This window comes from Rhodopirellula baltica SH 1, assembly GCF_000196115.1.
In the GTDB taxonomy this organism is placed as follows: domain Bacteria; phylum Planctomycetota; class Planctomycetia; order Pirellulales; family Pirellulaceae; genus Rhodopirellula; species Rhodopirellula baltica.
In genome coordinates this window covers 5,270,486-5,284,608 of sequence record NC_005027.1, presented here as the reverse complement: position 1 = coordinate 5,284,608, position 14,123 = coordinate 5,270,486, and the positions used below count along the sequence as shown (strand labels likewise).

Genomic DNA, 14,123 nt, shown 5'->3' with positions numbered 1-14,123 from the left:
CGGCGTTTGCCGGGCTGGAATATTGGCGGATGGTTGGCGAGTTGAGTGTGGGTTCATTGCGAAGGATGCGAAGCGATCCGGCTTGCCCAGGGCCGTTGCGTTTTTGTGTTTGGGACCGCGCAGCATTCATGCCGAGACCAGTCAGGCAAAATGACCTCCCGCAACGCCGATTAGCAAATTTCTTTACGCTCCTCTTTGACACGCTTTGCCTCTTCTGCAGCTGCTTGCTTTTCGATGTGAGCAATCAGCTCCTCTTCAGTGGCTAAGCCTTGGAAGTAGAAGCTGATCATTTCAAACGTTCGTTTCGTGGGGCGAGATCCAGTCCACAGGTTGATCAGCAAGCAGGCAATCACCGAACAGTAGACTTGAATCTGGATTCCATTGGCGTTGTGGCTGATCAAGTGATCGCCGCCCATCAGTTGCTTGTAGAACCGAAAGAAGATTTCAATTGTCCATCGGTAGGCGTAGATCAGGGCAATGATTTCAGCAGGTACATTCAGTAGATTGGTGGCAATGCGAAGGATCCCATCGCTGTTGGGGGCCTTGGAACCTCTCGCCTTTCCGCCAGTGCGGTTTTGATGAGGCGTGCAGCGGATTTGGATCAACCGGATCGGATGATCAGGGGAATTTGAGCTGCTGCTCGATCCTCCAAGCTTTACTATCGTATCGCTGAGTACCCCCGCAGCACGGTCACCTTCGGTTAACTCAAGTTCTTGAGTCGTCTCGTAAACCGTGTTGTCACGTAGTCGGCAAACATAGCTACTCGATGACGCGACGATTGAATTGAAGAGCGAGAACTTGGCATAGCCACGGTCCATCACGTACAGGCGATCTTCTTCGAGCACTCGTTTGAGAACGGCCCGTTCATCGTGTTGCCCACCGCCATCAGGTGTCACGTCGACTCGCGCAGGCAGCAGGTTATTGACCTCAAAGTGTGTGTGTAGTCGCCATCGCACCAGCGCTGAGCCCGTTGTTTGCTTCAGAATGGATGCGGCAATCAGCGACGGCAACGCGTTGACAAGTGAGCCATCCACGGCGGTGATCGTTTGCTGAATGCTGCTCAGTCGCGGGTCCGGGGCAGCATCGTTGACTTCAGCAGACAAGGCCTCAATGACTGGCTTGAGATGGTCTGCAGAGAACAGCCCACCGGCTTCGGATAGCGATCCCAGCGAAGCTTTCTCGTTGCTCAGTTTGTTACGTACTTTCGTCAACTCACTGGCCTGCGAGATTGCTCGCAAACTTGAGACAGTGGGGTTCAGGACATACAGCAACACGAGCATGCAATACTGATCGTAGTGCAGCGTACGGTTACCAGCGGTATCACGCTGGCACTCATGTTCGTGAAGATGCTCGAGCAGGGGCTTGAGCATGGCGAAGTATTTGAGGCCTTCGATTTTGATCTTTGGCTTGACGAGAGATTCCTGTGTTCGCTCGCCCTGGTCATCAGGAAGCTTTCGTCTTTTGAGTCGCTTGGTTTTGGTTGGCATGGCAAACCAACGATTGCCCGCTCAACGCAGGAGTAAAGCAAGATCGACGCATGAGCCAAACCGGTTTCACGCCTCTCGACTCTGGCGGATGCAAACCAGTGAATGTTTCACATCATCGCAACTGCCCGCCAGTCTCCTTGAAGCACGAACGAGACACTCTCGCCCAGCGAGCGAAGACAGGCCAAATTATCGATACTAGCAATTCAGCGTCGGCCGGCAAACGTCGGGCCGAACACTATTGCCCCCGTCCCCTTATCGATCGCCCGGCTGTCGTCGCTCCGCGACTGGTTGGTCTGGATGATGGAAAAGACAATGCAACAGCCGCGGAGTGGCGGCATCTGTCTTCACGCGACCCGCCAAGCCGGTCCGACGCTACACCCAAAGATCAGCGTCGAGGTTTCGGTAGCCGATGGCTTCGGCGAGGTGCTCTTCGCTGATGTCAGGGTCTCCGGCGAGATCAGCGATCGTTCTTGCCACGCGTAAAATTTTGTCGTGGGCACGTGCGGACAGACCCAGCGACTCAACTCCAGCTTTAAGCAACGCTTTGCTGGCAGTGTTCAATTCACAATGCTGCCGCGTTTGGCGACTACTCATCTGAGCGTTGTAACGAATCGGGCTTCCCGCGAAACGTTCGGCTTGCACATCTCGGGCCCGCATGACTGAGTCACGCATCATCTCGCTGGTCTCACTCGATGCATCACGAGCCGACAATTCATCAAACGGTACCGCGGGAACCTCGATGTGAATGTCGACTCGATCTAGCAGCGGACCCGAAATCTTTCCCATGTACCGTTCAATCTGTGGCGGTGTGCAGTTACAGCTTCGTCGAGGATCTGACCTGTACCCACAAGGGCACGGGTTCGCTGCCGCTATGAGCATGAAGTCTGCGGGGAAGGTCGTGCTTCGGAGGGCTCGTGAGATGGTGACGACGCCGTCTTCGAGTGGTTGTCGCATGACTTCGAGTGTCTTGCGGTTGAACTCCGGCAGTTCATCCAAGAACAAGATGCCGTTGTGAGCCTTGCTGATTTCACCCGGTGCGGGCGGACTGCCTCCGCCGACCAAACCCGCGTCACTGATCGTGTGGTGAGGGCTGCGGAACGGCCGACGCGCCAGCAATGGTTGTTTGGCTGGAAGCTGCCCCACGGCGCTGTAGATACGAGTGGTCTCGATCGATTCGGCGGGGACTAGCGGAGGCAAGATCGTCGGCATGCGTTTGGCCAACATGGTTTTCCCGCTCCCCGGTGGGCCAATCATCAGCAGATTGTGGCGACCCGCTGCGGCGATCGTCATGGCTCGCTTGGCGGATTCTTGGCCTCGTACATCGGCGAAGTCGACTTCGTATTCGCTGAAGGCCTCAAAGATCTCTTCCACACCACTGGGTACTGGCGGGACATCGATCTCGCCAGCAAAGAAGGCGACGCACTGAGATAGACTGTCGACTGCGATCACTTCGAGGTCTTCGACCACCGCGGCTTCGGCAGCCGATTCGGATGGCACGACCAAACCTTTCAATGATTTGTCCTTGGCCGCTTCGATCGCGATGGATAGAGCACCTTTAACGGGACGGGTGATGCCCTCCAGTGCCAGTTCTCCGACAACGGCGTAGTCTTCCAAACGGTCGAGTACCAATTGGCCGCTCCCGGCGAGCACTCCCAAGGCAACAGGCAAATCGAATGAGGGTGCTTGCTTCGGCAAATCGCCCGGTGCCAAATTGATAACCACACGATCTTGCGGCCGGATGAAGCCGCTGTTGACGATCGCTCGTTCGACGCGGTGAGTCGATTCTTTGACAGCCGCTTCTGGCAGACCCACCAAGATCGTCTTGGGCATCGCGGCTGGAGAAATATCGACTTCGACGTCAACGGGCATCGCTTCGATACCGAGCAACGTGAATGTTTTGAGCCGTGCCAGCATCGATTTTGTGCCCTAGCGGAGACCATTTTCCAAGTCACCGATGATGACGGTGACGTGTACACAAAGCAACCAGGGACGCGATTCTCGCGGTCTGTTGTCGTTCGCAGGGCTGGCCGTCGACTACCGTTGGTTGGCGGCTTCCGCCGCTTCGCGGGCTGCATTGATCGCTGGCAGAAGCAAGCCGATGAGCACCACGAAGGTCAACAATCCAAACACGATTCCAAGAATGAGTTTTAGCTTGGCCGATTGAAAACGTTTGGGAAGGCTTCCGGTGGGGGCGTTTGGCTCAGTGAGAAATGGGTGCTGTTTTGCAAGCGATCGCCACTGCAACAAACGGATCAGATACCAAGGACAAATGATGATTAGACCGATGCCGCTGCAAAAGAAACACAAGATGATGGCCAGCCAAAACTGACGGGCGTCTTTGATGATCGCTTCCGTCTTTTTGACAACCTCAGGACTGAGACCTCCAGGACCAACGTTGGAAGCGGAGTCAATTACGTTGCCAGCAGCGTACGGGTTATCGGACATGAGGGGCCATCGTTCGGGAGTGAAAACAGGCTGCATCAAACGACGTGATTGCAACTCAGGCCCGAGAGTGTACCCAAGGTTGAGCACGCAGTGCGTCTTAGGCGGTAATAGAATTTTTGCTTCGTTGTCCGTGCGCCCAATCAGTCCGCACGTTTAATCAATTGGAAGATTCGGTTGACTTCCAGCCACGACGAAATGCTTCGAAGGCATCTCGGACTGGAGCCGGAGCTTGGCGTCGATTTCCGCTGTCTTGCAATCCTCTCAAGCCGTCTTTTTCGCTTGGTTTGGACTCAGAACGTATGGCCTTGGGAGCTCGCATACCCAAACTACGCAGTGCTTCTTCAACATCGGAGCGGTCCAAGTTTGGATTCGCACCCGGTTGGTCAATCGGTTTGACGTTTTGCCAACGATCACGGAAACGTTGCAAGTCTTCGGGAGTCCACTTCAATCGATCCAGCAAATTTTGATCGGGATCCTGACGAGTCTCGTCGAGATAGTCGAGCACCATATCTGTGGCTTGCTTGGTGTATTCCAATTCAGCCGGATTGGCCTTTGGCAGTTCGGCTTCGCCGTCGCCTGAACCATTCAAGTTTCCGCTGGCCGTTGATTCACCGGTGAAGTTGGACGATTCGCTCCCGTTGGAATTGGACTGCGATGGGGTTCCATCGTTGTTGTTGCTTGCTTTTTCGGAGCTGCTCAGGTCTGAACCACTTGGAGAAGCATCCGACGATGCATCTTGATTCGATGAGTTTTGATCGCCTGCCTGATCGCGGGGTGTTCCCTGCTCGGATCCTTCGCCGCCTGACGTGTCTTGATCGCCAGAGTTGTCTTGGTTTCCAGAGTTCTGCGTGCCAGCGTCGGATGCGCCCTCCTGCGAACCCTTGCTATCTTCCGATGAGGGCAATCCATCCGGCGTTTGCCCGGGGTCTGCGGATGGTTGTTCTGAGTCTCCCGAAGCTTGGCTGGGCTCTCCCGATTGAGCGTCAGAAGATTCTGAACCGGATTCGCCCGACTCTTTTCCCGATGACTCTTCACCGGCATCACCGGATGATGATGCATCGTCGGAAGGCAAGCCTTCGCCCGCGCCATCGTCGTTGGATGGGTTGCCGCTCGACTGTTCCGAACCATTCTGTTGAGCACCTGGATCGTTTGTGTCGTCGGATTGCGACTCAGATTCAGTTCCGCGCGGGGGACCTTCTTGCGAGTTCCCGTCTTGCGATGTGCCACCTTGAGGTTCGGGGCTGTTCGAGTCATTTCCACCAGGATCGTCACCGGACGGATTCTCTCCGGATGGTTGTTGACCGCCTTCGCGTTCTTGTTGTTCTTTCAAATACTCGTTGATGCGTTCGAACGCTTCCGCGTCATCCTGCGGTGCGGATTGTGGTTGGGGTGAACCGCCGGATTCTTGAGAGCCTTCCGGCTTCCCGGAAGAGCCTCGCGATCCGTCTTGATTGCTTCCCGGCTCAGATGATTCCGAGGAGCCTTGTTCACCGACGTCACCGCTTTGCTGGTTGTTGTTTTCTTGGCCGTTTTGTCCTGAACCATCGGTGGACCGTTGTGAGTTATCAGGCTCGCCCGCTTCGTTCTCACCCGATTCACCACCGGTGGAATTGTTCTGACCTTCCGACATGGCGTCCGGATCGTTCGAACTTTCACCGGGATTTCCTGCAGAGGATTCGCTTGAGTCGGAACCATCATTGTTGTTCGAATTTGAGGCGCTGTTGCCGCCGTTTGATTTTGATGGATCGTTTGGATCAGAGTCGCCTTCCGATGATTCGCCGCCCGATGAACTGCCATTGGAATCGCCACCGCCGTTATCGTTCTCGCCGGTTTGCTCGGAATTGGATTCGCCTGAGCCGCTTTGGCCTTCACCGCCTTGGCCACCTTGTTCGGATTGTCCGCTTTCTCCACTGCCACCGCCTGATTGGCCCTCCTCGCCCGCGCCGGACCCATTGGGCGAACCACCATCGTCGGGTGTTTGCCCGTCGTTGTCGTCTTGCTCGTCGGGGGTTTGTTCTTCTGAATCACGCCCGGCGACGATCTGCAACCGGACGGGTGCTGTCCGCGTAACGCCAGGCTGAATATTTGGATTGCTGGCGTCGCGTCGATTGTCTGTCGCGACTGCTACCACTTCGACTTCGTCACCAACCATCAATCGTGACGCTCGCGAACCACGACGACCGGCATTGGCCAAAATCATGCGGGATGGGCGAAAGCGATACTCCGCGATTTGGTTGCCCTTCTCACCGGATTCGCTCTTCCATAAAGATGCCCGAGCGATCAGATCGATCCCGCGACGAATTTCGATTTCGATTTCGGACAATCCAAAGTCCACATCGGCAGCGTGAATTTCAAACAGTTGTTGAGCGTCCATCGGAACGGGTTTGGGAGACCGTCGAGGGACGACGATTGTGATCTCCGGCGGTAGATCACGAATCACTTGAATCGGATAAACGATCGGGTCGGAATTGGTTTGTTCAGCTTGGTCCCAGACTCGAATGCGATAGCTTTCCAGTTCAACCGCACGCGTCGCGACTTCACCACTGCGCAGATCAAACGGCAACTCCAGCGACCTGCCATCGTCGCTCAGCGTCATCTCTCGGACACCCGCTGTCGCGCGAACTTCTTGGCCCATCGGTTTGGGATTGAATTCGACCACCGCACGAGCCACCGGTCGATTGACTCGTGCTCTCAAAGTTACACGTGTTCCATCGACGCCTCGAATGGAACCGCTGCGTCGAATGCGAGATGATTCTCCGGTGTACGACGGTGGTTGATATTCAACTTCGGTAACACTGACGACAGGCGTGTCACGTATGGTCCATTCAAACGGTCCCGCGACCGCATCGCCGGCAACGATCTCGTAACGTTGGACACCCCTGGCTTGGTGAGAGACATCAATGGATGCGGTGTAAGCGATGGTCGCCGAGGTGCTGGTTGACTCGTCGATCTGCATCTCGGTGGATCGGCCGTCGGCGAAGGCGTTACTCGAAGAACGGGATGATTCTTTCACGTTCGAATTCAGCCAACGGAACTCGACGGATTCTTCTTCTCGCAAGCCCCGGATGTTCGCAGAAACCACCACCGTTCGCCCAGCCAGAATCTCCGCATCACCGGGTTGAACGTCCGTGATCTGGACTCGGTTGGCAGGTCGAATGTTGGCCGTGGGAGCCATCACCCGCGCCGCCGATTGCAATGTGTTCTTGGGGGATGCGATCACGTAGATCATCAGAACGGACATCAAAGCGATCGTTGCGATCCACCATCGCAGCAACCCGGTGGCTTCTTCGGGCAACGCATCAATCGATCGCAGTTTCGCAGCGGTGGTCGCACCGATTGACTGGACGACTCGTTTGGACAGGTGACCTTTGGAAGTCGCATCGCCGGAGTCTTGCGCGGTCAACGTGATGTAGCTGGAAAGAGCATGTCCCAGTTCGGGATGGTCTCGCTCCAGGGCACGCGCGGCGTAGTCCGCACGAACTGATGAACGCATCACTGGCCAAACCGAACGGACGATGTGAACCGTCGCTGCGACGATGGCGATCGAAGCAAAGGCCAACCGACCGGCAATGCCCGGTGACCAAATCCATTGGTCCATCACCACCCAGGCCAGCATCGCGGCCATGGCCACCAGGACCCCACGAAGCATTTGACGTGTCAGTTCGGCTCGCCAAAGCGCGGACCGAGCGGCATCAATCCGGGTTTGGATCAATGTGTCGTAGGCCGGTTTCGCTGTGCCCGAGGGTGACCGAGATTCGGTGCCGGACGGCGATGTTTGCGAAACGGAGCTGCGGGGGGACGAAGCGACGGACAAGCGGTCTATCCAAAAACGAATCAATCAAACGCCGGAACCTGCCGATGGCGACCATAACGTTCCCGGCGAGGACAACGTTACTGTTTCTCAACGTTACTATTCTATTTGATCGGCGATCCGGTCACCTTGGAAGCATCTTCTGGATCAGGCGAAACATTTGTTCTGTCGGGCGCTGTATGTTATTCGCAAGAAGAAAGTTCGGTGCACCGGCCTTGGTTGGGTGACCTGAATCGCTCCAATCGGGGTGGCTTTGTTCGTTTACAACGATTTCGCGGGCATCAGTTTGGGTACAAACGACAGATTCGCTGGAGAGTTGTTTTCGGTGATTGCTCGTTGTGAACATATTGGGGGACCTAACACAGACGTGGATCGACGGGCGGTTTTCTGGCCGAAGATCTTTAGATTTGCTGCCGGCCGCTTTCAGTCGACTTTCCGATCCTGCCGCGTTGGGGCAAGATACAGTCGGCGATTCGTGAGATTGACACCGTTTTCAGTCTGACGCGGCACGGATTTCAACCTCAACCTTTTCCACCTATTCCAAATCGGCCATGAGATACGCTTTTCGGCTCGCAGAACTGCTTGGGCACACCCCTGATCGGCGCAAACGCCCCGGTACGATCAAAGCGATCGTCGAACACACCGGATTGGATCGACACCAGGTTGCTTCGCTACTCAAGAACGAAGCCAAGTACATCCCGTTGGATGCCCTGTCGCGTTTGTGCGATTACCTGATCGATCAAGGTCACGCGACTGCGGATCAACTGCCCGGTGCCTTGTTCGCTGTTAACGCAGAAAACTTTTGGGAGCAGTTGGCTCGCCGCAGTGACATCGAAATCGTCGTCGGTGTACGTCAAGGCGAAGGCAACAACTCACCTGAGAACGCGATGGTCGTGGCCAGCGACTCGGTGTTGGTTGGCGAATTGCTCAATGGCATCTCGACGCTGGGTGGTGTGGCCAAACACATCGGCGAAGGCCCCGAGTCAAACGCAACGACATCGGTGCCGATGCCCGATCGCATTCAACAATCGTTGGTGTGGAGCCCCGGTCAGGTTTCTTTGGAAGACGCTCGCGCTCGTGCGACCGAAGTCTTCGAAGGATTCACCGAAGCACAAGGCGACCGCGGAATGGTTTGCATCGGCAGCGTGAAGAGCAACCCAGCCGTCGAGCTGTTGTTCTCCGATGCCTTTGGTTGCACACCGTTCGTGACCGAAGACGACGTTGATGACGTATCGGCCCGCAGTTGCCCGTTCTTCCTTCGCTATCGTGACAGCGACCCAAAACCGGGTGCCGCTTCGGCTGGGATGCGTTTGAGCAAAAACATGGACGCTCCTGAGCCGGGCTTCTACTACGAAAAAGACGACGGCACGTGGGAGTACGCGGGCGGACAAGGCAAAGACACCGCGTTGGTGTTCTACCTGTTCCATGAAGCCCTCGGTCGCTTGGACATGGTGCTCAGCGGTTTCTCCGGTCGAGCCACTCGCTTGTTGGCCAAAACATTGGCAATTCGCGGCGAAGAGTTTTGGCCACCCGTCTATCACGAAGCAGGCGTCCAAGTCGGTGCGTTCCTGGTTCAGTACGACGATGCGGAATCCAAACCCAGCCGCGACGATTTGCTCTACAACACCGGCGGAGCTGCCAAGATCATGCCTCTGTCACGAGAAGCGATCGCACGCCGAATGGCTCGCCGCTAAACCAAAACCGAGCTCGTACGATGGATTTCCAAGTCCGTCGTCAACACATCTCGGGTGATGGATTTGCGTTTCCAAATGTCGCACCTCTCCCGAAACGAAGTTTGGGGAGAGCGAATGTCATCTCCCTCCCCCCTGGGAGGGTCGAGCGAAGCGAGGGGAGGGCTCAGCATTGGATCCAGCGCGTAACCCTCCCCGGCCCGAAGCGGGCCCACTCTCCAAAAGGAAGGGTGAAGTAAAACTGCACAATCTCTCTCGCGGGCGGGGTTCTCAGGGCATTGCGAGCACGACGCTCAAAAAACTGCACAACCTCCGGTGCTGCCCAGGAAGAAGAGTTTCATCCGCTTTCGGGCCGACAACACTATCATCTAGCAACCCAGGCGGACGCCCTGGGCGATTGGCAACGTCCGGGCTTCTGTTCCGAATTTTTCAAGAGGCGATGCAGTGTTTCCCGTTGCGTTTGCGTCTGGAAAGACCAAACTAAACCCCCCGTTTTCCTTCCCACTTTTGTTTCTCCGTCTCCTGACAACTCATGTTTGATTGCGTTGCACTCGTCGGTGCCACCGGTGCCGTCGGCCGAATCGTTTTGGATCAGCTCCACGCTCGCAAGTTCCCCATGCGGAAACTGCGTTTGCTTGCCTCGGCTCGCAGCGCCGGCACCGAAGTTCGTTATGGCGACGAAATGCTGACCGTCGAACTGCTGGAACCATCCGCTTTCGAAGGTGTCGATCTGGTCATCGCCAGCACTCCCGACGAAGTCTCCGCTGAGTTCACGCCTTGGGCGGTCAAAGCCGGCGCGATCGTGGTCGACGAGAGTGCTTATTGGCGGATGGACCCGACTGTTCCGTTGATCGTTCCCGAAGTGAATCCCGAAGCGGTTGATGGTCACCAAGGCGTCATCGCCAGCCCCAACTGCAGCACGACTCAAATGGTCGTTGCACTGGCCCCGCTGCACAAAGCCGTTGGCATTCGCCGCGTCATCGTCAGCACCTATCAAGCAACCAGCGGTGCTGGGTTGGCTGGCAACGTCGAACTGGAATCCAGCACACGTGCCAGCCTTGACGGGCAGGCTCATTCACCAGAAACATTCCAGCATCCGATCGGGTTCAACCTGATCCCGCAGATCGGTTCGGAAAAGCATCTCGGCTACACCAGCGAAGAGATGAAGATGGTGCACGAGACCCAAAAGATCCTCGGCGACGATTCCATCCAAGTCTGCCCAACTGCCGTTCGTGTGCCTGTTGCAATTGGACACAGCGAATCGATCTTGGTCGAAACCCGCGAACCGATCACTGCCGAAAAAGCTCGTGAGCTTTGGGAAGTAGCCGACGGTGTCACCGTGGTGGATGACTTGAATGCCAAGTCCTATCCCATGCCACGTGATTGCGACGGCAAGGACGATGTCTTCGTCGGCCGAATCCGCCAAGACATCAGTTCCGAAAACGGAATCGCGTTCTGGTGCGTCAGTGACAACCTTCGCAAAGGTGCCGCGACCAACGCGGTTCAAATCGCCGAACTGTTGGCCAAGAAACATCAGCCCGCCGTCGGATGATGAGCTGAGCTATCGTGTCAAACCCTTCTGAATGCCGGATGCGATCATGAAACAAGTCGTCACCGTCGTTTCACCGCATCTGGCCGAGAACGTTCTCGCCGCCTTGCGTCGAGCTCCGCTGGAAGGGTTGAGTGTCATGGAGGTCAAAGGTTATGGCCGCCAAAAAAGCTACCTCGATCAGTACCAAGACACCGAGTACTCAGAAGCCTTTGTGCCGAAGGTCGAGATCACGCTCTGGGTCGATGACCTGCGTCTTGAAGAGGTCCTCGACAAGATCGTCGCGGTCACTCGCACCGGCCGCATCGGCGACGGCAAGATCCTGGTCATGCCGGTCGCGTCGTTCATCTGAACGGAGCAAATTCGCATCACAACCCGCGGCGTTATGTGCTTTTGATTGATTGAGCCGTTTAGGCGTTAGCCTCGGTTCCACCGCCACAGAACCGGGCCTAACGGCCGTCGGCTAACTGGGGTAGCGCCTCGCATCACCGTAGCTGGAATCGCCAGATTTCAGATTTCCACGTTGCCGTCTGGTTCCGACCAAGTTCGATCGTCATCACAACCCGCGGTGTTGTGTGCTTTGATTGATTGAGCCGTTTAGGCGTTCGCCTCGGTTCCGCCGCCATAGAACCGGGCCTAACGGCCATCGGCTAACTGGGGTAGCGACCCGCATCACCGTAGCTGGAATCGCCAGATTTCAGATTTCCACGTTGCCGCCTGGTTCCGACCAAGTTCGATCGTCATCGCAACCCGCGGTGTTGTGTGCTTTTGATTGATTGAGCCGTTTAGGCGTTAGCCTCGGTTTTACCGTCACAGAACCGGGCCTAACGGCCATCGGCTAACTGGGGTAGCGACCCACATCACCGTAGCTGGAATCGCCAGATTTCAGATGTCCACGTTGCCGTCTGGTTCCGACCAAGTTCGATCGTCATCGCAACCCGCGGCGTTATGAGCTTTTGATTGATTGAGCCGTTTAGGCGTTCGCCTCGGTTTTACCGCCACAGAACCGGGCCTAACGGCCATCGGCTAACTGGGGCAGCGACCCGCATCACACCGACCGAATTCTGGCGAATCCGGCTACGATCAGCATTCTCTCAAACTCAAGCACCGTTGTTTTGCCACCACGATGTGATCCAACACGGTGATGCCGATCAGCTTGCCGGCCTCGGTCAGACGCTCCGTCACCGCATGATCTTCGCGGCTTGGTGTGGGATCACCGGACGGATGGTTGTGCACCAACAACACCGCTGCGGCCGCGTCCCGGATCGCCGGCCGAAACACTTCGCGAGGATGCACCAGCGAACTGTCCAGCGTTCCAACCGTGATGCGATGCGTGCGAATCGGTTTGTGCTTGGTGTCGAGCGTCACGATATGGAACTCTTCCTGCACCGCATCACCAGCCAGGTAAGCGAACTTCTGCGCGCAGTACTCGGTCGCTTCCGTGGTGCTTGTGATTTTGACGATCGGCACCGGGCGTTCGCGAGCCGCTTCGGTTGCGCGGCGACCCAGTTCAATGCCCGCCATGATCTGGCAGTAGCTGGCTTTCGTCACCGCTTTGGTGATGTGTCGCAACTCCGAAACGCTCTGTTCGCGAATCGCATCCAGTACCTCGTCAAAATGGTTGGCCAGCTTCGTGCCTCCCGTCGTGGCTGATTCACCGACCACACCGACGCGTATCAGGATCGCCAACAGGTCTGCGTTGGACAGTGACGCCGCACCGTCTCGAAGCAAACGTTCTCGAGGTCGTTCTTCTTCCGGACGCTCTTTGACTTGATCGCCATGAATTTGATCTTGGATCCAGCGGTCGATCAAATCGATCGGATCACGAGATGTCCATGTGTAATGAAGTTCGTCGTCAGAATGAAAGCGTTCCAGCACACCGGCTCGAACCACAGCATTGATGGTTCGCGTGACAAAGGCCGCTTGAGGTTCCTCGACCAAATCCGGCAATTGGCTTTGCAAGAATCGATCGTGATAGGCCAACGGATACAACAACGCTTGCAAACGTCGACGTCGGGCATCGCTCATGGGACAACTCTTCATCCGCGATCATCTAGATATCCAAACACAGCGAAGATACCTTAAATCGATCGATGCCTTTTGTGAGGTATCAAATTGACGCGCCCACGACCTTCGTTTCCATCGCAACATGTCATCCATCTTTTCGAAAATCATCGCCAAAGAGATCCCGGCGGACATCGTCTACGAAGACGACCTGTGCCTGGCATTTCGGGACATCGCCCCAAAAGCCCCCACGCACATCCTGGTCATTCCCAAACGCGAGATCGTGTCGCTGGCGGATTTGACAGACGAGGATCAAGCGGTCATGGGACGCTGCGTTGTCGTGGCATCTAAAGTCGCGGCGGACGAAGGACTGGGCGACGGCTTTCGCTTGGTTGTGAACACCGGATCCGACGGCGGACAAGAAGTCCCACACGTGCACTTTCACTTGCTCGGCGGCCGCAAAATGACCTGGCCACCAGGCTGAGTCCCGCCCCTCCCAACGACCACCAACGTAGCCGGATTCGCCAGAATTCGGACTGCAAGGCGTTTCTGTCGCACGACCAGAGTAGAACATTTGTCTCAAATGTTCCGTCGAGCCACGCCCTCCTCCGTGCCCCCGCAATTCGTCGTCATCACGCGACTCAGAAGACTTACATCCCCTTCATTCGTAGCCGGATTCGCCAAGAATTCGGACTTCACCCGTCGCCGCTCCGCGGCTTGGAGGGCGCGGGTTTGCAACCGAGACCTCGGGTTGAAAACCCGAGGCTGACAACTGTCACCGCTCCGCGGTTGTTGGAACCCGCCGACGCGCACGACCAGTCGCGGAGCGACGGCAGCCGAGAGCCTTGGGTTTTCAACCCAAGGTCATCCGCTACCACACACGCGCCTCAAGTCACGGAGTGACGACAGTTGGTCGCCTTCCGTCGACATCATCATGATTCGCTAAGCGAGAACCGGGCCTAACGGCCGTCGGCTAATGGATGCAGCGATATGTGATCGCCGTTTTCCATTTCGTCTCAACCCGCCGCGTCAGCACGACCAGAGTAGAACATTTGTTTCAAATGTTCCGTCGAGCCCCGTCCTCCTCCGTGCCCCGTTGTTTCCCCTTCACCACGCGACTCAGAAGACGGACCCCT

Annotated in this window: 9 protein-coding genes; 4 read left to right on the top strand and 5 right to left on the bottom strand. The window is 56.4% G+C overall.

Going from position 1 to position 14,123, the window contains the following annotated elements; genetic code table 11:
• Positions 1–170: 170 nt before the first annotated feature.
• The 4 genes from RB_RS20120 to RB_RS20105 all read right to left on the bottom strand — a co-directional run bounded on the left by RB_RS20120 (position 171) and on the right by RB_RS20105 (position 7,644).
• The gene (locus RB_RS20120; RefSeq protein WP_011120113.1) at positions 171–1,487 is read right to left on the bottom strand and encodes an IS4 family transposase; all 1,317 of its coding nucleotides are present in this window, start codon (positions 1,485–1,487) and stop codon (positions 171–173) included.
• 372 nt (positions 1,488–1,859) lie between these two features.
• The gene (locus tag RB_RS20115; RefSeq protein ID WP_007334446.1) at positions 1,860–3,401 is read right to left on the bottom strand and encodes a YifB family Mg chelatase-like AAA ATPase; all 1,542 of its coding nucleotides are present in this window, start codon (positions 3,399–3,401) and stop codon (positions 1,860–1,862) included.
• A 120-nt stretch (positions 3,402–3,521) separates the two neighbouring features.
• The gene (locus RB_RS20110) at positions 3,522–3,932 is read right to left on the bottom strand and encodes a hypothetical protein (RefSeq protein ID WP_231845828.1); all 411 of its coding nucleotides are present in this window, start codon (positions 3,930–3,932) and stop codon (positions 3,522–3,524) included.
• Between the two features lie 157 nt (positions 3,933–4,089).
• Entirely contained in the window at positions 4,090–7,644 is a 3,555-nt protein-coding gene (locus RB_RS20105; protein WP_164922270.1) for a circumsporozoite protein- membrane associated protein, read from the bottom strand.
• Between the two features lie 650 nt (positions 7,645–8,294).
• Between RB_RS20105 and RB_RS20090 the strand changes: the two genes are divergently transcribed.
• The 3 genes from RB_RS20090 (at position 8,295) to RB_RS20080 (ending at position 11,335) form a co-directional block, all read left to right on the top strand.
• Positions 8,295–9,437 carry a helix-turn-helix domain-containing protein gene (locus tag RB_RS20090; protein ID WP_007327931.1) on the top strand — a complete coding sequence of 381 codons (1,143 nt, stop codon included), beginning with the start codon at positions 8,295–8,297 and terminating at the stop codon, positions 9,435–9,437.
• Positions 9,438–9,966: 529 nt separating this feature from the next.
• Positions 9,967–10,986 carry an aspartate-semialdehyde dehydrogenase gene (locus RB_RS20085; RefSeq protein ID WP_011122477.1) on the top strand — a complete coding sequence of 340 codons (1,020 nt, stop codon included), beginning with the start codon at positions 9,967–9,969 and terminating at the stop codon, positions 10,984–10,986.
• A gap of 31 nt (positions 10,987–11,017) precedes the next feature.
• Entirely contained in the window at positions 11,018–11,335 is a 318-nt protein-coding gene (locus RB_RS20080) for a P-II family nitrogen regulator (protein ID WP_007327966.1), read from the top strand.
• Positions 11,336–12,066: 731 nt separating this feature from the next.
• On the opposite strand, the gene radC is transcribed toward RB_RS20080, so the two are convergent.
• Positions 12,067–13,011 carry a RadC family protein gene (gene radC / locus RB_RS20075; RefSeq protein WP_164922268.1) on the bottom strand — a complete coding sequence of 315 codons (945 nt, stop codon included), beginning with the start codon at positions 13,009–13,011 and terminating at the stop codon, positions 12,067–12,069.
• Between the two features lie 121 nt (positions 13,012–13,132).
• Between radC and RB_RS20070 the strand changes: the two genes are divergently transcribed.
• Positions 13,133–13,471 (top strand): histidine triad nucleotide-binding protein, encoded by a 339-nt coding sequence (locus RB_RS20070; protein ID WP_011122473.1) that lies wholly within the window; start codon positions 13,133–13,135, stop codon positions 13,469–13,471.
• Positions 13,472–14,123: the final 652 nt, after the last annotated feature.